At 37.8% G+C, this 20,945-nt stretch carries 17 protein-coding genes and 1 other RNA gene; 2 read left to right on the forward strand and 16 right to left on the reverse strand.

The window, feature by feature from the left end:
* Positions 1-148: 148 nt before the first annotated feature.
* From PaeCFBP13512_RS01845 to PaeCFBP13512_RS01870, 6 genes are all read right to left on the reverse strand, one after another.
* Entirely contained in the window at positions 149-1,921 is a 1,773-nt protein-coding gene (locus PaeCFBP13512_RS01845; protein WP_069329342.1) for an ABC transporter ATP-binding protein, read from the reverse strand.
* A 21-nt stretch (positions 1,922-1,942) separates the two neighbouring features.
* Positions 1,943-2,818 carry an ABC transporter permease gene (locus PaeCFBP13512_RS01850; RefSeq protein ID WP_241669252.1) on the reverse strand — a complete coding sequence of 292 codons (876 nt, stop codon included), beginning with the start codon at positions 2,816-2,818 and terminating at the stop codon, positions 1,943-1,945.
* A 48-nt stretch (positions 2,819-2,866) separates the two neighbouring features.
* Positions 2,867-3,799, reverse strand: a complete 933-nt coding sequence (locus tag PaeCFBP13512_RS01855; RefSeq protein ID WP_137220766.1) for an ABC transporter permease — start codon at positions 3,797-3,799, stop codon at positions 2,867-2,869.
* Between the two features lie 246 nt (positions 3,800-4,045).
* A complete protein-coding gene (locus PaeCFBP13512_RS01860; RefSeq protein ID WP_137220767.1) occupies positions 4,046-5,710 on the reverse strand; it encodes a peptide ABC transporter substrate-binding protein in 1,665 nt (554 codons plus the stop codon).
* Positions 5,711-5,909: 199 nt separating this feature from the next.
* Positions 5,910-6,302 (reverse strand): DUF3397 domain-containing protein, encoded by a 393-nt coding sequence (locus PaeCFBP13512_RS01865; RefSeq protein WP_137220768.1) that lies wholly within the window; start codon positions 6,300-6,302, stop codon positions 5,910-5,912.
* Complete coding sequence (locus PaeCFBP13512_RS01870) at positions 6,302-7,306, reverse strand: ketopantoate reductase family protein (protein ID WP_161594186.1); 1,005 nt, start codon at positions 7,304-7,306, stop codon at positions 6,302-6,304. Before PaeCFBP13512_RS01870 ends, PaeCFBP13512_RS01865 begins: the two co-directional genes overlap by 1 nt.
* Before the next feature lie 206 nt (positions 7,307-7,512).
* Between PaeCFBP13512_RS01870 and PaeCFBP13512_RS01875 the strand changes: the two genes are divergently transcribed.
* The gene (locus PaeCFBP13512_RS01875; protein WP_137220770.1) at positions 7,513-8,619 is read left to right on the forward strand and encodes a hypothetical protein; all 1,107 of its coding nucleotides are present in this window, start codon (positions 7,513-7,515) and stop codon (positions 8,617-8,619) included.
* A 47-nt stretch (positions 8,620-8,666) separates the two neighbouring features.
* A complete protein-coding gene (locus PaeCFBP13512_RS01880; protein WP_161594187.1) occupies positions 8,667-9,140 on the forward strand; it encodes a hypothetical protein in 474 nt (157 codons plus the stop codon).
* Between the two features lie 92 nt (positions 9,141-9,232).
* On the opposite strand, the gene PaeCFBP13512_RS01885 is transcribed toward PaeCFBP13512_RS01880, so the two are convergent.
* The 10 genes from PaeCFBP13512_RS01885 to rnpB all read right to left on the reverse strand — a co-directional run bounded on the left by PaeCFBP13512_RS01885 (position 9,233) and on the right by rnpB (position 20,856).
* A complete protein-coding gene (locus tag PaeCFBP13512_RS01885) occupies positions 9,233-10,576 on the reverse strand; it encodes a PhoH family protein (protein ID WP_137220772.1) in 1,344 nt (447 codons plus the stop codon).
* A gap of 468 nt (positions 10,577-11,044) precedes the next feature.
* The gene (locus tag PaeCFBP13512_RS01890; protein WP_069329335.1) at positions 11,045-12,175 is read right to left on the reverse strand and encodes an LCP family protein; all 1,131 of its coding nucleotides are present in this window, start codon (positions 12,173-12,175) and stop codon (positions 11,045-11,047) included.
* 212 nt (positions 12,176-12,387) lie between these two features.
* Positions 12,388-14,226 carry a translational GTPase TypA gene (gene typA, locus PaeCFBP13512_RS01895; protein ID WP_069329334.1) on the reverse strand — a complete coding sequence of 613 codons (1,839 nt, stop codon included), beginning with the start codon at positions 14,224-14,226 and terminating at the stop codon, positions 12,388-12,390.
* 155 nt (positions 14,227-14,381) lie between these two features.
* Positions 14,382-14,879, reverse strand: a complete 498-nt coding sequence (locus PaeCFBP13512_RS01900; RefSeq protein ID WP_069329333.1) for a hypothetical protein — start codon at positions 14,877-14,879, stop codon at positions 14,382-14,384.
* 89 nt (positions 14,880-14,968) lie between these two features.
* Positions 14,969-16,192 carry a tRNA uracil 4-sulfurtransferase ThiI gene (thiI, locus tag PaeCFBP13512_RS01905; RefSeq protein WP_137220773.1) on the reverse strand — a complete coding sequence of 408 codons (1,224 nt, stop codon included), beginning with the start codon at positions 16,190-16,192 and terminating at the stop codon, positions 14,969-14,971.
* A 2-nt stretch (positions 16,193-16,194) separates the two neighbouring features.
* Complete coding sequence (locus tag PaeCFBP13512_RS01910) at positions 16,195-17,346, reverse strand: cysteine desulfurase family protein (protein ID WP_137220774.1); 1,152 nt, start codon at positions 17,344-17,346, stop codon at positions 16,195-16,197.
* Between the two features lie 199 nt (positions 17,347-17,545).
* On the reverse strand, positions 17,546-18,403 hold the full coding sequence (locus tag PaeCFBP13512_RS01915) for a lytic transglycosylase domain-containing protein (RefSeq protein ID WP_137220775.1): 858 nt from the start codon (positions 18,401-18,403) through the stop codon (positions 17,546-17,548).
* 153 nt (positions 18,404-18,556) lie between these two features.
* Positions 18,557-19,375 carry a GNAT family N-acetyltransferase gene (locus PaeCFBP13512_RS01920; protein ID WP_161594188.1) on the reverse strand — a complete coding sequence of 273 codons (819 nt, stop codon included), beginning with the start codon at positions 19,373-19,375 and terminating at the stop codon, positions 18,557-18,559.
* Between the two features lie 118 nt (positions 19,376-19,493).
* Positions 19,494-19,994, reverse strand: coding sequence for a YpuI family protein (locus PaeCFBP13512_RS01925; protein WP_069329818.1), 501 nt, complete (start codon positions 19,992-19,994; stop codon positions 19,494-19,496).
* A 448-nt stretch (positions 19,995-20,442) separates the two neighbouring features.
* Positions 20,443-20,856: RNase P RNA component class A (gene rnpB / locus PaeCFBP13512_RS01930), an RNA gene on the reverse strand.
* Between the last annotated feature and the right edge of the window lie 89 nt (positions 20,857-20,945).

Below are 20,945 nucleotides of genomic sequence, written 5' to 3' on the forward strand. Positions count from 1 at the left end.
TGTTACTAATCGTAACTTATTAAATCTTATTTGATTGTAACGAAGTTAGTACTGTTTAGTCAAAAGCTATTCTTAAAATATTTAAATATTTTTAGTAACAACCAAAAAACCGCCAATAAATGGCGGTTTACAGGTTCGAACACATGGATTAAGCAGAAGGTTGAGATACCCAGTGACCTTCAGACACTTCGATCAACTGAGAATTTTCCAAATTAAACGGATCTTTAGCTGCCAAAGTGGCTGCTGCTTCTTGAGAAGCTGCAAGATGTTCTTCAGGCAATAAGATTCTACGTTTATTTGCTTCCACTTCAGGATCAGGAATTGGAATCGCAGATAGCAATGTTTTGGTGTAAGGATGTAGAGGATTTGCATAAAGTTCTTCACTTTCAGCCAATTCTACAATTTTACCCATATACATAACAGCTACACGGTCACTGATATGTTTTACCATTGATAAATCATGCGCAATAAACAAATACGTCAAACCAAGACGTTGTTGCAATTCTTCCAACAATTTAACAATCTGTGCTTGAATCGATACGTCCAAAGCAGACAATGGCTCATCACAAATAATAAATTTAGGATCTACAGCCAATGCACGTGCAATCCCGATACGTTGTCTTTGACCACCAGAGAATTCATGCGGATAACGAAGCGCATGACTTGGATTCAAGCCTACCATATCGAGCAATTCTTCTACACGTTTTTTACGTTCAGCACGGCTATTCACCAGACCATGAATGTCTAGAGACTCACCGATGATGTCCATAATATTAAAACGCGGGTTCAATGAAGCATACGGATCTTGGAAAATCATTTGCATATCTTTACGCATGTTTTTCATTTTGCGTGGAGACAGATCATAAATGTCTGTTCCGTTAAACTTCACACTACCACCTGTTGGTTCATACAGACGAAGAATCGTACGTCCTGTTGTTGACTTACCACAACCGGATTCTCCTACTACGCCTAATGTCTCACCTTCGTAGATGTTGAAGCTAATATCGTTAACCGCTTTAAGAATATTACCTTTACCTAAATTGAAATGCTGTTTCAATCCTTTCACTTCAACCAACGGTTTACGTGGATCAAGATTAAGTTTAGCAGAAGCTAATTTAGGTTTTTTAGGCTCATCCAAGCGTGGCAAAGCATTTAGCAAACGTTGTGTATATGGATGTTGAGGGTTTTTGAAAATTTCAGCTGTTGTTCCTGTTTCAACAACATCGCCTTCTTTCATAACAACCACGCGATCACACATACCTGCTACTACACCAAGGTCATGGGTAATCAAAATGATCGAAGTACCCAATTTTTGTTGCATATCTTTCATCAGATCAAGGATCTGAGCTTGAATCGTTACGTCTAGTGCTGTTGTAGGCTCATCCGCAATTAGCAAAGATGGACGACAAGCTAGAGCGATTGCAATCATCGCACGTTGGCGCATACCACCAGAGAATTGGTGAGGATATTGATTAAAACGAACATCAGAATTTTTGATACCTACCAGTCGTAACATTTCAAGCGCACTTTCTTTTGCTTGAGAAGAAGACATGTTTTGATGTTTACGCAATACTTCAGTAATTTGTTTACCCACTTTAATGGTTGGATTCAAGGAAGTCATCGGATCCTGGAAAATCATTCCGATATCTTTACCACGAATAGCTTCCATTTGCTTATCGGTTTTAGCAAGTAGACTTTGACCTAGGAATTCAATCTCTCCACTTTTGATCTTAGAAGGCGGAGAAGGAATCAGACGCATAATGGTTTGAGCTGTTACACTCTTACCACTACCGGATTCCCCAACAATACCTAGCGTTTCGCCTTTGCCAATTTCAAAATTGACATCTTTTACCGCATCAAATTCACCAGCACGCGTTTGAAAGGATACGCTTAAATTCTTTACTGTTAAGATTTTCTCCACTTGTTCCACCTCCTATAGATTTTATTTTCTCAATTTTGGATCCAAAGCGTCTCTAAGACCGTCGCCTAGCAAGTTAAATGCAAGCATTGTCAAACAGATTAGAGAAGCTGGGAACCACATACGCCAAGGATACAAGTTCCATCCTGTTAATGCATCATTGATCATTGAACCCAATGAAGCGACAGGAGCCTGTACACCTAGACCCAAGAAACTCAAAAATGCTTCAGAGAAGATAGCACTTGGTACAGAAAGAGTTACAGTAACGATAATAGGACCCAAAGCATTAGGCAAAAGATGTTTGAACAATTGACGTCCAGCACTTGCACCCATAGAACGTGCTGCTAGTACAAAGTCTCTACTTTTCAGCTGCATAATTTCACCACGGACGATCCAGGACATTGTAATCCAACCTGTTACCGTCAAAGCAACGATAATTGTTCCCAAACCTGGCTCAAATACAACCAATAATAGAATAACAACTAGCAAGTAAGGAATAGAATAAAGAATCTCTGAGAATTTATTCATGATAGTATCTACACGGCCACCAAAGTAACCCATGATCCCACCATAAATAATACCGATGATTAAGTCAATTGCTGCTGCTGCCAAACCTACAATAAGAGAGATTCGTGCACCCATCCAGGTACGAACCCACATATCACGTCCAAGGTTATCTGTACCGAACCAGTGAACACTAGAAGGCGCTTTATTCGTATTCATCAAATCATTAGAGTAATAGTTAAAAGCAGAGATCATTGGTCCAACGATTGAAGCCAAAATGATAACGATCAATGTTCCTAAGCTAAACATAGCTACTTTGTTACCTTTTAAACGAATCCAAGCATCCTGCCATAAAGAGATACTTTCCTGTTGCAGTGCGATTGGTTCGCCGACCACATCTGTAGTCGCATTTTTATTGTTATTGTTTCCGCTAGCTGACAACGTTTAGCTCCCCTTCCGACCTGATAATTTGATCCGTGGATCTACCAGTACATATAAGATATCTGTAACAAAACGAGCAAGCATCAACAACACACCATAGAAAATAGTTACTCCCATAATCATTGTATAGTCACGGTTAGTGATACTGTCTACGAATACTCTACCAATACCACCGATACCGAATATTTGCTCGATAACAACGGAACCCGTTACGATGTTTGCAGTCATAGGACCTACATACGTAACTACCGGAAGAATACCATTACGTACAACGTGTCTAATCATAATGGTAAATCCATTTAGACCTTTAGCTTTAGCTGTTTTGATATAATCTGCATTTAACACTTCTAGCATACTAGAACGAGTTAACCTCGCTATAAATGCAATCGGTTGAACAGCAAGTGCTATAACCGGAAGTACAAAGTCACTTGGCTCATTAAAGCCCATAACATCAAACCAACCTAATTTTAAAGCAAAAATATACTGGATCAATGTTGCCAATACAAAGCTGGGAACAGCTATACCTAATACAGCAATAATCATAGCTACATTATCAATCAATTTACGATGGTAAAGTGCAGCGATTAGACCTAATACAATACCGACAACAATCGAAATAACAATAGCGAAAATACCAATTTGTAAAGATGGAGAGAATGTATCAGCAATACGCTGAGAAACCTCTTGATTTTGGTATTTCATAGAAATTCCCAAATCACCTTTAACTAAATTTCCTAGGTACTGCAAATACTGTTCAGCAATTGGTTTATTTAATCCATACTGCTCCATTAGACGTTCTTTAATTTGAGGCTGCACATTTTTTTCTGACATAAACGGATTACCCGGTATAGCTTTCATCAGGAAAAATGTAGCTGAAGCCAAAATGAACAAGGATAACAGCATATACAAAAATTTACTGGCGATATAACGAACCATTTCCCCAAGAACCTCCTTTATCACATTTTGTAGTTTATTGAACATGGTCAAAAACAGCTCGTCATTATTCAACAACTTTTTCATTTTAAAACTTCATCTAATAGATAACAAGTAGAACTTGAAATTATCATGTTTAGAATAGCAATATATGGAAAAACGATAAACACGCAAAAACGGGATATATATGGATGGAGAATCCACACATACATATCCCGCTGCAATCATTAAACCGAAATCTATACTTAATTATTGGAAATAAGCACGAGTAAAGTCAATTGCACCACTAAAGTCTACAACGATACCTTTAAGATTTGGTTTAACCAGTGAAACGCTAGTGTAGTAATAAATTGGCATCATAGCCATATCATCTTGCACTAAGATTTTTTCTGCTTTAGACATATCTTCCATGCGTTTAGCGTTGTCTTGAGTTGCTTGCGCATCTTTCAACAATGCATCGTATTCAGCATTATCATATTTAGCGTCGTTGTTGCCATTACCTTTCATCCACATATCCAAGAAAGTCATAGGATCATTATAATCCGCTGTCCAACCTGCACGTGCGATTTGGTAGTTACCACTTTGACGATTATCTAAGAACACGCTCCACTCTTGGTTTTGTGTTTTAACACTTACACCAAGATTGTTTTTCCACATATCAGCAATTGCCAAAGCAATTTTTTGATGAGCTTCACTAGAGTTGTAGATCAAAGTAATTTCAGGAAGAGTTGTGTAACCTTCTTCTTTCATACCTTCAGCTAACAATTCTTTAGCTTTAGCTGCATCTTCTTTGAAGTAGCTATCTTTGTATTCTGTACGGAATTCTTCAGTGTTACCTTTGATTCCTGGTGGTACATAACCGTAAGCTGGAATTTGTCCACCCAATGTTACGTTGTCAACAATCGCTTGACGGTTGATCGCCATAGAGAATGCTTGACGAATTTTCAAGTTGTTAAATGGTTTTTCTTTAAGGTTGAACAAGTAGTAATAAGTACTTGCAATCCCTTTAGCTTGGAACTGGTCTGGATATTGTTGTTTTGCAGCTGGAATTTGGTCTGTTGGAATTTCACCAGTTGGTGCTCCAGCATAATCCAATTGTCCACTTTGGTAACTTGAGAACTCAGTAGCTCCAGAGTTAACCAATGAAGAAGTAATTGTATTTAATTTAACACTAGCAGCATCCCAATACTTAGCATTTTTCGTCCAAGCCAATTCTTGACCTGTTGTCCAAGTTGTTAAGTTGAATGCACCGTTAGTAATCATTGTATCTGCTTTAGAAGCCCATTGTGCATTAGCTTCTACATTCTTTTTGTTAACAGGGTAGTACGTGTAGAAAGAAGTCAATCCCAACCAATAAGAAGTTGGATTAGCCAAAGTCACTTCTAGTGTTTTTTCGTCTACGACTTTAACACCAACATCAGCGAAATCTTTAACTTTTCCTTCATTGAATTCTTGTCCATTTTTGATGTAATAAAGTTGGTAAGCGTACTCAGATGCTGGAGTTGTTTTTGGACTTAGAACGCGTTCCCAAGCATAAGCGAAATCTTCTGCTGTTACCGGTTCACCGTTACTCCATTGTGCGTTATCACGAAGATGGAAAGTGTATTTCAATCCGTCTTCAGAAACATCCCATTTTTCAGCAACGCCTGGAACAGGATTACCATCTGTACCTGGACGTGTAAGACCTTCATACATTAGTCTCAAGGCAGTATTTGTTTGACTATCTTTTGCCTGAGCTGGATCAAACGTTGGAGGCTCAGCACTCATGTTAATGTGTAAGTCTTGAGCTGCTGTAGCGCCATCTCCTGATTCTCCACTTGTTCCTGTGTTGCTAGAACCGCTGCCGCAAGCTGCAAGCAAAGTTCCGAACGCCATGACAAGCGCCATAAGTACTAACCAACTTTTTCTCTTCATCTAGCAGTTTCCCCCTAAAAAATGTGGTATATGCTTTTAAATTATACAACCAGTGGTCAAAAAAATCTATAACTTATATTTAAAAAATCATGTTTTTTTCGTTATTTTATATAAAACTGTCACATTTAAGCGTATATTATGCTTCACGCTACGGTCGAATACCTAACATCAAGCAAATATATTCCAATTTTCGACAAAGTTACTGTGTTATGTATTGCAAAATTCCAGTAATCAGTAAAGCAATGTAACCTATACTCAGTAATAAAAAAGAAACTCTCCATACTGCACGAAATAATCGTTTATAGTCCACTTTTCCTTTTAAACGGTTTTGTGCACCTCCGATGAGTCCAATACCAAGCAATAAAATAAGTAAAAAGATATAAAATCCTGTTTTGGTATTAAACGTATTATTGAATAGTGCAGCTACAGCAATATACAAAAATGGTGTTGTGACATCCATCGCCATACTGATCGCCGGCTTTTTTTCTTTTCCTTTTAGCCTATTAATAGTATACGTTAATACAAATGGAATAAACGGAACTAGGCTTAAGAAAATAAATCCATTCAATAATAATCCCAAAAATACCCCCATTAATGATCCTCCTGTCTATTCATAGCTTCAATCAAATGATATACACAGTCATTTGTTGGTGTAGATATGTGATGATCTTGACCCATTTTAATAATACTACCATTGATCCACTGAATCTCGGTTGTTTTACTTTGCAAAACGTCTGCAAGCATAGATGATGTATTATTAGAAGTTGCTTGGCATACAGCTAATATGTCTTCCCACCACAACGAAGAAACTTCGATACCATTAGCTTCGTATACTTCAATCACTTCATCATATAATTGTCGCATGACAGCTAAGCGCTGCTTAGATACAAGCAATTCACCATTCATTATACGCCAGATCGCTGTTAATGGATTGATTACAGCATTGATAACAAGCTTCCGATAGATATCTTTATCGATATTATTCGACAAGACGATATCAAGTCCTGCTTTTTGTAGTTCATTTAGCAAGAGTTGTATAGATAGTTGCTCTTCTTTATCTATTGCTTTAGATTGATCAACGACTCTAGTACTAGAAATATTGGTTACGCGACCTACAACTGTTTTTCCTATTCCTGTATGACTGACTTCATTTGGAGATATTCTTTTAGCACCTTCTGTTGTAATTGCGGCATAAACCTGCCATGGTGAATCCCACCATACATCCGTTCTTACCCCATTTTGCAAACAGATAATGCGAGTATGATGATCTGCTCTTTGTTTCAAATAAGAAACAAAATCAGCAGTGATATCTTTTTGTTTGACGGTAACCAGTATATAGTCTGCTTTTGGTTTATTTTCGTTATCAGTCATATCATAGATAGCACAGACTTGATGTAGCTTACTAGGAATATAAGTTTGCGCTTCTACATTGTAATCTGTAGTGGACGTTTGGGCAGTAATCCCTTGTTGATTGATTAAAGTTGCTTGTTCTGATGTTCGAGTCCATAGATGAATCGTAGCTACCGAGCTATGACTCACTAATTTGCTGTAAAAAAGTAATCCTATAGCTCCTGCTCCAAAAATATCAATGATCAATTTTGTAACCTCCATACGTTTTTAAATAGGTATAATTAGAGTATATTCAACACTAATGAGTACGATGTTATACTGATAGTAAGTAATGAGTAATAGTTAACATGTATAGCAACAAGTGCTAATACTCTGATGTTTTACTTTGTAAAATCACTTTGATTTAATAATAATTGCGCTTGTACTGCCAGGCGCTATAGGAGGGGCGATCAGTGAAATACATATATCCGGTCAAAATCGTCTGCTTCTGTTTGACTTTAGCTCTAACTTCTCAGCTTTGGTCTTCTTCTGTGAGAGCACAATCTGTACCTGCACCTCCGCAATTAGACGAAGCGACACGACAGTTATTAGAAAACAGTCTATCTGTGAATGAATTAGATCAAGAAATCAAACGGATTGCAGATCAACAACATGTAGCTCAAACAAAATACACGACATTGCAAAAAAGTTTGGTACAACAAGAAAAGTTACTATCACAAGCAAGACATCAAGCAGATTCAGTGCTTGTTTCTTATTATACAGGAGAACGGGATGATTTTTGGGCTCTTTTTTTCTCGACAGGTAGTCTTTCAGGTATGATTGCTTTTTACGATTATTATAGAATGATTATTGATCATGATCAGTTGCTTCTTAATGATTATCAAGAACAATACACATACCTTACTCAGCAAAGAAATGAATTATACACGACAGCGACTGAATTAGGAGAAATCACTACCAATTTATCGAACCAACGTACACGAGTAGCTAGTCTGCAACAATCGATTCATCAAAATCTTGCTACCAGCTCTGATCCTGAGATTGCCCGTCAACTTATGAATGAGATGAATGAATATTGGAACAATATTGGACTCTATGAAGTCAAAAGATATTTTAAAGCGATTGCTCTATCTATGCAGCAATTCCCGGATTATCTTAAATCTCAACCTGGAGCTATTCAGATTAGAGGTACACATTACACGATTTCTATAGATGAACAACAACTCAATCAATTTTTGCATGTACAAGGTCAGTTACCTGAATCTTTTCAATTTAAATTTGCGCAGGATCAATTAAGTGTACATGGCAAAGAAGGCAATTTAGACTTGGATATTACAGGACATTATGAAATTGTCGATCAACCTCAAAATGCGATTCAATTTTATGTGGATAAACTTGTATTCAACGGACTTCAATTACCTGATACAACATGCCGAATGTTAGAAAACGAGTTTGATCTTGGCTTTTATCCACAGCAAATTGTATCTTATTTGAAAGCAACTTCAGTCACTACAGAACCACAATTGATGAAAATTGAACTTGAACTATCGTTAAACTAATTTCATCATACGCAATAGATACAATGATGATGAAAGGATTTTGGATGATGAATGAAGTTGAAGTTCTACATTTATTCAAATTGTATACAACAATGGCTAGAGAATTATGTCATTCTATGTATCAAGTGCTTCCAGATGATCAAAAGCCTATAGTGTCACACCAGCAGGCTTCTACTCATTTTGAATGGTTATTCGATTTGATTTATGATGTAGAGTTATGTAAACCATTTGTGATATACTGCAATACCCATTGGACTTGGGATCTACATGGGGAACACTGTTTATTTGAAAGTGATCAAGGTATTCAGGTTGAAGCCAATATCTATAATACAGACTTTGTTGATATCGCCTTTTTTAATGTTTTTATCAAAAGTTATACCGATGCTCATTCCTTGTTCGAATCTATAGAGGATATTGATTTTAAATTCACAGCTACTTTATTTGATCAATGGGCTAACAAGAATATGTTACAGCAACAAAGTGGTACTGAATTTAGTCTAGTGCATCCTATAGATCATTAAAATACAAATATATTCACCATTTATATGTAAAAAAAGACTCTACTGTGCTAACCATGCACGGTAGAGTCTTTTGCATTGTATTTAAAACTACGTTATAGCAAATCAGCAGCCAATTGAGCCAGTTTGGAACGTTCACCTTTTTCAAGGGTTATATGACCACTGATGCCCTCTTGCTTGAAATGCTCAACTACATGCGTTAATCCGTTACTGATTGAATCCAGATACGGATGATCGATTTGATCAGGATCACCGACCAGCACAATTTTACTGCCTTCACCTACACGAGATACAATCGTTTTGACTTCATGGCGGGATAAATTTTGCGCTTCATCAATAATAATAAATTGACCTGGAATCGAACGTCCACGTATATAGGTTAAAGCTTCAACCTGAATACTACCAAGCCCCATTAAAATTTTATCAATATCGCCAGCTTTTTTCGTATCAAACAAAAATTCTAAATTATCATAAATCGGTTGCATCCAAGGGCGCAATTTCTCATCCTTCTCGCCCGGAAGATAACCGATATCTTTACCCATAGGTACAACAGGTCTTGCAATAAGCAGTTTTTTGTATTTTTGTTCATCTTCGACTTTGGATAAAGCAGCAGCCAATGCAAGCAGTGTTTTACCTGTTCCTGCTTTACCTGTAATCGTTACTAAAGGAATATCATCATTTAATAATAGTTCCAATGCCATCCGTTGTTGTGCATTTCGAGCAGCAATCCCCCATATCGGATCATTACTTAAAAATAACGGTTCTAACTTCGTAGAATCGGCATTTACTTTAAGTAATGCTGATTTAGCACTTCCTAATTCATCTTTTAATATCACAAATCCATTTGCATAAAAAGAATGTTTGATATTTAAGGATTGGATAGGTAAATAACGATTGCTGTAAAATTCATCAATCACAGCTGGATGGACCGTTAATGTGGTATATCCTGTATACATTTCATTAGGATCGGCTGTGCGATCAGATAGATAGTCTTCTGTATTTACACCTAGCACGTCTGCTTTGACTCTAACCAATACATCTTTACTAACAAGTACAACTTGAGAACGCGCCTCTTGATTTTGTTCTTTTTCTTGCTCCTCTAACTCATAATTCAATGCTACAGCCAGAATACGATTATCATTCGAAATCTCTCCGAACATATCTTGTACTTTGGCAAAACTACGATGATTCAATTCAACACGTAATGTCCCACCATTTTCTAAGTGGACACCATCATGTAGATAACCTGATTCTCTTAAAGCATCGAGTGAGCGTGAAATACTTCGTGCATTACGTCCAATCTCGTCTGCATTCCGTTTTTTAGAATCAATTTCTTCGAGTACAACCGCAGGTATAATGACATCATTTTCTTCGAAAGCAAAAATGGCATTTGGATCATGAAGAAGCACATTGGTATCCAGTACAAAAATCTTTTTCATCGAGAGTTCCCCCTTGAGTAGAAAGTCTTATGATCTCTGATGCCATTTACTTAGTGGATAACTATGCTTATCCCTTCTTGATCGGCCAAGCCTCACCCTCCTCTTAAATACACAAAAAACCAGACGCTATATCATAGCTAACTGGTTTTTTTTATACAATGATTCATATATGCACTTTGTCCACGATACACCAATGTACATAACAGTATAGAGCCTCTCCGGCACGTATGTGTGAAATATAGCATACGATCAAGCATCATCATGGATTCCGGCATCATAGAGACCTCCAATTACTGGCATGAATATACTGGTGTTTCTTCATTATAGCATAGGTTAATTTCATTTCAAATCCATAATCTGGAGAACCCCGTACAGCAGATATACATAAAAAAAGAAGCCTTTGCTTAAGCAAAGACTTCATGATTATTGACAAACTACGATTAGCTTTATCTAGCTACAAGAGTGATATTACTGACTTACTTTGCTTGTACCTGCTGGTTGATCAAATTGATCGGTATGCGTAGCTGTACCTGCTAATTCATCTTGTAGTGCCTGTTTAGCATTTGCTAATTCAGTTTCATTGATATAGACGTAAGGGCTTTTCCAATCACCAGTTACTGGCATGTATTTAATATTCTGCTTAGGAATATCCCAATACGTAGTCAATAAATTTTTAAATTGTTCACCTTCAATATCAGTCTCCATATTTTTATCTACAGATTCGATAATCGATCCCAATTTAGTTACACCGCTAAAAGATTGAATTTTGTCTACGACAGCATTCAGTACTTGGTTTTGGCGCTGGTTACGACTGAAGTCATCAGACCCTTGTGTACGAGGACTACAATTTGATTTACGGTAACGTACATAATCTAGAGAGTTCGCACCATTTAGATGTTGTTGACCGGTAGACAAATTAATATTCGTACCATCTGCTTTATCCACATAACACATTTTCATATCTACATTGATATCAATACCACCTACTGAATCGACAACATCCCGGAAACCCTGGAAGTTCAACACAGTTGTATACTCTACATCTACACCCAAGTATTTACCGAGTAAAGTTTTCATTTCACTCATCGCTAAATCTGTACCCTCTTTTTTATCTTTAGCATAAAACTTCGGATAATAAGAGTTCAGTTTATTAGGAATGTACCCTTCGAGTTGTAGATACGTATCACGCGGCAAAGAAACAATTGTGGCTGACTTGGTATCCGGATTAAGTGTAGCTACCATAACAACGTCTGTTAAACGTGTTCCTGTTTCTTGGCGATAATCAGTTCCCAAAAGTGCCATCGTAATCGGTTTTACTTTTGCTGATTTCTCAGGCGCAACAGGTTGACTTATAACAGTACCACCATTGTCTTTAGGACCTACTCCATCAAACATACCTTGAACCTGATAATATAAATATCCGGCATAAGCCATCACGCCAACAACAGCTAAAAGAATAACAATAAGCAATATTTGCATAAAGCGCTTAAAGCCACTTGCTTTTTTCTTTTGCTTTTTTTTGGGATTGGGATTACCGGATTTTTGTGTTTTGGCTTTTGTTCCTGCACGCGGCGGAAGTCCACCTGTTGTCGTACTCATTGCTCTCAACACCTGTTCCATCATTTTAGATAATGAAGTTATAGTCTTCAATTATGTTGCCTTCATCATACGTTCCGCTTCTGCATAGAGTATGTAATGGCATGTACTGTAGCAGAGATTCGATCTATTTCTTAGCGACCGAATCTCAGAACAGTATTTAACCTGTTGAAACAGGTACTTAAGCGCAGTGGTCTATCCAACAATATATGATATTAAGATTGCATTGCAGATTTACGTTGTTTTTCAGCACGTTCGCGCTCACTCTTATTCAAAATCTTTTTACGCATACGAATTGATTTTGGAGTGATTTCACAATACTCATCTTCATTCAAATATTCCAATGCTTGCTCAAGAGAGAAGCCACGAGGAGTTTTCATTTTGACTGTATCGTCTTTAGTCGCAGAACGAACGTTAGTTAATTGTTTTTCTTTACAAATGTTAACAACAATATCGTTATCACGTGTATGTTCACCAACGATCATACCTTCGTAGATTTCAGCACCTGGCTCAAGGAACAATGTACCGCGATCTTCAACAGACAAGATACCGTACAAAGTAGAAGAACCACTTTCGCTGGAAACCAATACGCCTTCATGACGTCCGCCAACTTGACCAGCAGCAACTGGACCATAGCTATCGAAGGAATGGTTCATAATTCCGTAACCTTTAGTCAATGTTAGGAAGTATGTTCCGTATCCGATCAAACCACGAGCAGGAATCAAGAATTCTAAACGAACTTGACCACTACCGTTGTTAATCATGTTTACCATCTCAGCTTTACGTGAACCCAAGCTCTCCATAACTGCGCCCATGCTTTCTTCAGGCAAGTCAATCAATAGATGCTCGATAGGCTCCATACGTTTACCATCGATTTCGCGCACGATAACTTCTGGTTTGGATACTTGCAATTCATAACCTTCACGACGCATGTTCTCGATCAAGATCCCAAGGTGAAGCTCACCACGACCAGATACGATATAAGCATCAGGGCTATCTGTTTCGTCTACACGTAGACTTACATCTGTTTCTAATTCTTTGAACAAACGGTCACGAAGACGACGGGAAGTTACCCATTTTCCTTCGCGTCCAGCAAATGGACTGTTGTTTACAAGGAATGTCATTTGCAATGTAGGCTCATCAATTTTAAGAACCGGCAATGCTTCTGGGTGTTGTGGATCAGCAATCGTTTCACCGATGTTGATGTCTTTAATACCAGCGATAGCAATAATATCACCAGCACCCGCTTCTTCAATCTCAATACGTTTTAGACCTTGGAAACCAAATAACTTCTCGATACGAGCTGTTTTCTTTTGGCCTTCACGGTTAATAACGGTTACGGATTGACCTTGACGGATAACACCACGGTTAACACGACCTACCGCAATACGACCCAAATATTCGTTATAGTCCATCAATGTAACCAAGAATTGCAATGGCTCATCAATTTTCTCTTTTGGTGAAGGGATATGTTCGATAATCGTTTCATACATTGCTTGCATAGTTTCGTCTTGTTTTTCTGGATCAAGACTAGACGTACCATTCAACGCTGAAGCATAAACAACCGGGAATTCCAATTGCTCATCATTTGCACCAAGTTCAATAAATAGATCCAATACTTCATCAATAACTTCTGTAGGACGAGCAGCCGGACGGTCAATTTTGTTTACGACAACAGTAGGAGTCAAATTTTGCTCCAATGCTTTACGCAAAACGAATTTAGTCTGAGGCATACAACCTTCATAAGCATCAACAATAAGAAGTACTCCGTCTACCATTTTCATGATACGTTCTACTTCACCACCAAAGTCGGCGTGACCTGGTGTATCCACGATATTGATTAAATAGTCTTTATACGTAATAGCTGTATTTTTTGCAAGAATCGTAATACCGCGTTCACGCTCCAGATCATTGGAATCCATCGCACGCTCCTGTAAAGTCTCGTGATCCCGGAAAATACCTGACTGTTGCAACAATTTGTCCACTAACGTTGTTTTACCATGGTCAACGTGGGCAATGATTGCGATATTGCGAATTTGTTCTCTTGATTGCATAAATTTCTCCAAATCCTCTCCATAAAAGGAGCGTCGGTCAACTAAGCCGACGCTCTACTATTTGTTAACACGGTGGTCAAAAAATCGGCATCCATAATCTTGCTTATTATAATTATACGTCATTGTTTCTATAAATCAAGCAAATTCGCATTTTATTACCAACCTGTTTTTGAATTACTACGGCTAGCAAGTAACCACAATCCAGATAGAATCAGGATCATAGCGATAAAATAAAAACCTAAAGTACCTAATAAACTGAAAATAAGCAGAATAACTGATAAACAAGTAAGCACAATAGAAACAAAACCAACATTTCGTGAAGCCGGTGAAGCTGCACAGACATAATACTCATACAGTCCTATCGCAATTCCCAAAATAAGAACAGGCCATAAATGAGCCATTATCTCCCATCCCCATGTATTACAGAGGAAAAATAATACTCCATATACTGTAAGTATTCCAGCCGGAATCAATACAATAGCAGGTGCACTACGGCTAAAATACAGCAATTGCAATACAATGCCAGGCAAAAGAATAGCAAGTGGCCAAAAAACGTGACCAATAAAACTGAATACGCCCAATTTGCCAAGTAGGATAATCAAACCTGCAAATAAAACAAAAAGTCCGATTAACCCTTGATTACGATTGGTCATTCCAGCTTCCTCCTTCATCAATCTGTCCCTATTTATATCGGTTGACTTTTGGCTATTCTGAAGATGTAAGTCATTTAACCTGTTTCCGCTTAGAACCAATCCTCATTGATTGTAGCGGATGCAAGTTGTAATGCACTTCCCGCTTCAATAATCATTAATTCTGTCTGCTCTACTGCACGTTCAATCATAGGCTCTAACTCCAAAAATGATTCTACTTTTTCAATAATTCGTAAATTAGGATTTGTTGTTGGTGATTTTGGTATAAATAACGTACAGCAATCTTCATAAGGCAAAATAGATAAATCGTACGTGCCTATTTCTTTGGCTATCTGAATAATCTCATCTTTTCCAGTCATCACTAAAGGGCGCAAAATTGGTAATTCTGTCGCACGCTCAATAGCATTCATACTCGATAATGTCTGACTGGCTACTTGACCTAAGCTTTCGCCTGTAATCAAAGCCAACCCTTTTTGCTGTTCAGCGATCTTCGTAGCGATTCGCAACATTGCCCGGCGCATCAATGTAATCATTAAATTATCTTGCCCTGTTGTGGTAAAAGCGGTCTGTATCTCTGTAAAAGGGACTACATGCAATTTGACCACTCCAGCATATCCAGCCAGTACACGAGTCAGATCGACTACTTTTTCTTTGGCACGTTCACTGGTAAATGGATAACTATGAAAATGAATACATTCAACTTCCAGTCCACGACGCATTGATTGCCACCCTGCTACAGGGCTATCTATACCTCCGGAAAGAAGCAACATCGCTTTACCATTGCTACCCCGAGGAAATCCTCCTACTGCCGGAATCAGTTCACTATAGATATAAGCGGCTCCATCACGAATTTCTACCCGTAATTCAATCTCTGGTTGTCTTACATCTACTTTGAGTAAAGGATAAGCACGCAATACAGGTGAACCGACTAAATGATTCATGTCTTGTGACGAATGAGGGAATTCTTTCCAAACTCTTTTGACAGACACTTTAAATGTAGTCAATTGCTCAATCTGTTGTTCACCGATCAATTCTACAGCGGCTGCAATAATATCATCCAATTGAGGCAACGTCTGCTTCACTGGAATAATATCCATAATGCCAAAAACATTTTTTAATACTTGAATTAATGCTTCTACAGATTCTCCACCTGTTTCAACATACATTCTACCGTATTCACGGCGAACATGTGCTTTAGGATAAGGGCGTAATACTGCACGTACATGTTCTGAAATTGTTTTTTCAAATCGGGATCTATTTTTTCCTTTGAGTGTCATTTCACCTAATCTTAAAATCAAACGATCTATATTTTGCATACTTAACGGGTTCTCCTCTCCAATGGGCGAAGCTGTGTAACAGTCTGACGAAGTGCTGTAATCAAATGTTCAATATCTTGCTTCGTATGTTGATCTCCTAAGCTGATCCGTATACCGCTTGCAGCATGTTCTCGCTCAACGCCCATCGCTAACAATACACGACTAGGTTCAGCTTTACGGGAAGAACAAGCAGACTGTGTAGATACAATACAACCCTGTTGTTCTAGACTATGCAATATCACTTCAGACTTCATCCCCGGGTAGCTGAAATGAACAATATGAGGTGCAGACACTGAAGGATTCGTTAACACTAACCCTTCAATCGATTGAATCGCTATTTTTAACTGTTCACTCCATACTAGCAAGCGTTCTGACAATGCTGATTGTTCTGTGGATGCTAAACGTAACGCTTTGGTCATCCCTACAATGCCAGCGACATTTTCAGTTCCTGAGCGATATCCATTTTCTTGTCCACCACCTGCAAGCAATGGGAACAATTCAGTCCCTTGTTTAACATATAATAAGCCAGTTCCTTTAGGCCCTCTTAATTTATGAGCAGATAAGCTATATAGATCAATATTCCATTGTGCGATATTTACAGGCAATTTACCAAATCCTTGGACTCCATCGACATGAATCAATGTACGCGATTGTACTTTTTTGAGCCAATCGGCTAGTTGTTGAATCGGCTGGACAGCACCTGTCTCGTTATTCACATGCATTATACTGACAATAATAGTATCTGGTCGTAAAGCATTCTGAATATCTTCTACACGCACAATACCATCTGACGCAGGATCAATATAACTAACATCAAATCCGATCTGCTCTAATTGACGACAACATTCATACACAGAAGGATGTTCGATCCGCGTGGTAATAATATGTCCTTGTGTACGTCCGCCTCGCATAGCGGCTCCTTTAAGCGCAAAGTTATTACTTTCTGTAGCTCCTGATGTCCAAATGATTTCGCTTGGCTTGACTCCAAGAATCTGAGCTGTCACTTCTTTGGCATGTCGAACCAATCGATCAGCTTCTTCTCCATATTGATGTAAAGAAGATGGATTACCAAAATGCTTTTGCATAATTTCAGCCATCGATTGTATCACTTCAGGATAAGGAGGAGTGGTTGCTGCATAATCAAAATATTTCATCGTTTCTGTATCCTCCTTTTCCTGTACATTTATATTTTCTATCCATTAAAAAAAGATCAAAAAACGGAACCTACGCTCCGCTTTTTGATCTATCTCATATGGAACAATCTGACTCTATATGATGATCAAATCTCTGTATCGCTAAAACGTTCGTGTACTATTATACCATGTACTTAGGTACTATGAACGTTAATTATGATTATAATTCGTATTTGGCTTGTGCATTTTCAATCTTGCCAATATAGCGTTGTGTTTCTTTTGGCAATTGGCTTAATTTCGCCATCAATTCTTCATCATTGGAGATACCTAAACGTTGTAATCGACCGGGTCCTGCATTATAAGCAGCTAACGCTGTTTTCACATTACCATCATAACGCTTGATCTGATAAGACAAGTATTTAGTACCACCATCTATATTTTGCGCCGGGTCAAAAGAGTTACTCACTCCCAAGCCAGCTGCTGTACCATCCATCAATTGCATTAATCCTTTTGCACCCGCAGAAGAACCAGCATTAGGATTAAACGAAGATTCTGTATCAATCACAGCTTTGATCAATGATTCTGAAATTCCGTATTTGCTACTGGCTGAACTGATCAAATCATTATACGCTGTTGGCTTACTAGCACCCGTGCCTGTAGCATCAATTGCAGAAGCAGCATCTGCTCCGCCAATTCCTGCTGTACCTGTGGCTGGAAGAGGTGTATTCACTTTAGCCGTTGTTGTTGAAGTCGATGGATCGACAGGAGCCAATTGATCAAATTGATACCACGGATCACTTTGACCTGCACCACTCGCTGCATACGTATTACCTGTAACTGAGCTTGCATCCACATCGCCAATACTTGCTGCAGAAGGTAAAACACTTGCAAGGCTTACCGCACTCAAGTTCGAACCTTTGGATTCAGTCGAACTCCCAATATTTTGTTGTAACATCATATCAAATAATTTATTGCTGTCACTGGTATTAGCGGTCACTTGGTCTGCACTACCCACACCAGACGAATTCAAATATTTTAATTCAATTAATTGTTTTGCCACTTTTGCATCAATTTGCATTCTGCTTGTGACTCCCATCTATATAATGTACATAATGTCCGTCATCTATATTTATCTTTGTCTTTATTATAATTGTACAAAGTGTTCTATTCTATAAGAAACAATACTCATAACTGTACCTTCTTCACAAAATAGGAACAATCTCCTTTTTACTTAGGAACGACTCCATAATGTATATGTGTGAATGTGTTCAAAACCTAATTGAATAGCCAATTGATAGGAAATGATATTTATACTATTACAATCCCAAACTACTGTCTTTCCTGTGCTTAATCCATATTCAATAAATGCTTTCGCTGCAATTGAAGCTAATCCAAGACCGCGATGATTAATATCAGTCTGAATATCTATTTCTGCTGACCAGTCATTAGCGAAGATTGAAGTACATTCACAGACAACTTGATTTTTGTATAATATTGCATAGCCAAATCCATGCTTCAAATAATTAGAAACAGAGTTCCAGTAGTCTATATAATACTTTTCGTCAAATAAGCTACTTTTATGAATAACAGATTCGTTAATTTTTTGTATTGAATATCCTTGAGGTAATTTTTTTGTTATTTGTGGATAATCATTTTTTTTATAAATTAAAGAATATCTAGTCATTTTTTTGATAATACCTTTGAAATCTGTACTCAATAATTGATCCCAATCATTAGAATCTGAAAATACTACAAATCTTCCACTTTGCTCTAAATGTTGCCGACATTTTATTTTAACGAAATTATAAAATCCATTTGACGTTGTGTGCACATTACCACGTAAATAACAAAATCCTTTTTCTGATTCTACCCATAAAGGTAAAGATTGTATTTGTATATTTGGGTTTATATCTTTTAATCCATTATATTGCTGCTCATCAATATCATGAGTATAGATTTCTCCTGAAAGCACTTGTGTAGCAATAGAGTGTACAAAAGTAGGAACATTGTTAATTTGTTTAATAGATAACGGATCTTTACATAGTTTCATCATTACTCACCTTTTATATGTAATATTTTATATCATTTATCGTTATATTATATCTATAAAAAATAAAAAGATGCCCCGAAGGACATCTTGGTTTACTGATTTCATAGTGAGATCAAAATTAAGCGTGGCGTTGATTCATACGACGTTGTGTCAAATAATCACTTTCGTAGTAAGCTAAATCATCGCGTAATTCTTCATAAATTTTGGTGATTTCTAAAATAATGTCTCTAACTGGTTTGACAGGAGTCTGACGGAAACGAATCGCTTCCTGACCTGTATAAGCATAACGTCCATCTTCAGAGTAGCACTCATTTTTGGGATAAAAAAAGCTATTGATACAATGGTGATACGCATTATAAAGTGCTTTTTCTGCAAAATCCATATCGAAGTTTGCACGACGGATCACTACACCTAATTTTTCGTAAGAAACTTCGGAAAACACAAGCAAATGACGTAAATCGGACAAAAATCCTTTGTAGAAAGCAACACTGTCGACCCCACTTTCAGCGGTCAATGCTTGTAAAGAGTATTCGTTTAGGAACTCTTCCATCTTCTCCATTGCTGGTTTCAATTTTTCCCTAGTGCTTTCACTTAACTTTTGGACATTCGCTGCTAACATGTCTGTAGCTCCCCCTTAAAATTGGTTCCTTAGAGACTGGGATGCCCCTCGAGAAAGGAAACATTACCCTGATTTTTAATTACAATCCTACCACAAAAATAATACTTATGGTATCTCTGATGTGTACAAAATCTTCTTAACTTCATTTTAACCATATTTTAAATATTAAAAACGTCTCCTTGTGAAAAGGAATCTCATCAATATCCCCATTGATGAATGGTTTATTATCATATAGATTACTTTGGTTTTTACAAAGAAGCAAGTTTGTTATTAGAATATCAATTTTAACCGCATCAAAAAGCGGCGTGCTCTCCAGAGATGGAAAGACACACCGCCTTCTTCCAGCGGATATACAACCGGTACAGAGTGTCTACAACTCTATATCGGATCATGATCAATACTTATAAATGATATCTGTATACTGCATCAAATAAATAGTAGCGTTAGTGGGGAAAGCTTCTCGTAAGCCGGGTTCTGTGCCTTTTGTGGTTCAGACGGGAACTACCCTCCCACTTTAGGCGACAATCATCTATCTAGGCCAAACATTACTGTTTGGCTCCAGCGACCAACCTCGATACACCTCGGGCAAAGGCTGCTTTTCCGAAAAAAAGCCGTATCTCTTTAGGTCTTGCTCCAGATGGGGTTTACCAGGAACGAAGTCACCAGCGTTCCTCGGGGTCTCTTACACCCCGGTTCCATCCTTACCTGTGCATAATTTCCGAAGAAATCAGCCATCGGCGGTCCATTTCTGTGGCACTATCCTTCAACTCGCGCTGACTGGATGTTATCCAGCACCCTGCCCTGTGGAGCCCGGACTTTCCTCCCGTGACGATAAGTCACCGGCGATTGTCTGTTTAGCTTTCCGCGAACGCAACACTTCACATTATATAATCATTCTATAAGAGTGTAAAGCATACATTACACTTTTTAAGAGTTCACATTACAAAAATG

Source organism: Paenibacillus sp. CFBP13512 (assembly GCF_005233705.1).
Classification (GTDB): Bacteria; Bacillota; Bacilli; order Paenibacillales; family Paenibacillaceae; genus Saccharibacillus; species Saccharibacillus nuruki.

Coding starts and splice junctions, on each gene's coding strand:
- PaeCFBP13512_RS01855 (WP_137220766.1), bottom strand. CDS start 3,799: ATGGTTCGTTATATCGCCAGTAAATTTTTGTATATGCTGTTATCCTTG.
- PaeCFBP13512_RS01860 (WP_137220767.1), bottom strand. CDS start 5,710: ATGAAGAGAAAAAGTTGGTTAGTACTTATGGCGCTTGTCATGGCGTTC.
- PaeCFBP13512_RS01865 (WP_137220768.1), bottom strand. CDS start 6,302: ATGGGGGTATTTTTGGGATTATTATTGAATGGATTTATTTTCTTAAGC.
- PaeCFBP13512_RS01880 (WP_161594187.1), top strand. CDS start 8,667: ATGAATGAAGTTGAAGTTCTACATTTATTCAAATTGTATACAACAATG.
- PaeCFBP13512_RS01885 (WP_137220772.1), bottom strand. CDS start 10,576: ATGAAAAAGATTTTTGTACTGGATACCAATGTGCTTCTTCATGATCCA.
- PaeCFBP13512_RS01890 (WP_069329335.1), bottom strand. CDS start 12,175: ATGAGTACGACAACAGGTGGACTTCCGCCGCGTGCAGGAACAAAAGCC.
- typA (WP_069329334.1), bottom strand. CDS start 14,226: ATGCAATCAAGAGAACAAATTCGCAATATCGCAATCATTGCCCACGTT.
- PaeCFBP13512_RS01900 (WP_069329333.1), bottom strand. CDS start 14,879: ATGACCAATCGTAATCAAGGGTTAATCGGACTTTTTGTTTTATTTGCA.
- thiI (WP_137220773.1), bottom strand. CDS start 16,192: ATGCAAAATATAGATCGTTTGATTTTAAGATTAGGTGAAATGACACTC.
- PaeCFBP13512_RS01910 (WP_137220774.1), bottom strand. CDS start 17,346: ATGAAATATTTTGATTATGCAGCAACCACTCCTCCTTATCCTGAAGTG.
- PaeCFBP13512_RS01915 (WP_137220775.1), bottom strand. CDS start 18,403: ATGCAAATTGATGCAAAAGTGGCAAAACAATTAATTGAATTAAAATAT.
- PaeCFBP13512_RS01920 (WP_161594188.1), bottom strand. CDS start 19,375: ATGAAACTATGTAAAGATCCGTTATCTATTAAACAAATTAACAATGTT.
- PaeCFBP13512_RS01925 (WP_069329818.1), bottom strand. CDS start 19,994: ATGTTAGCAGCGAATGTCCAAAAGTTAAGTGAAAGCACTAGGGAAAAA.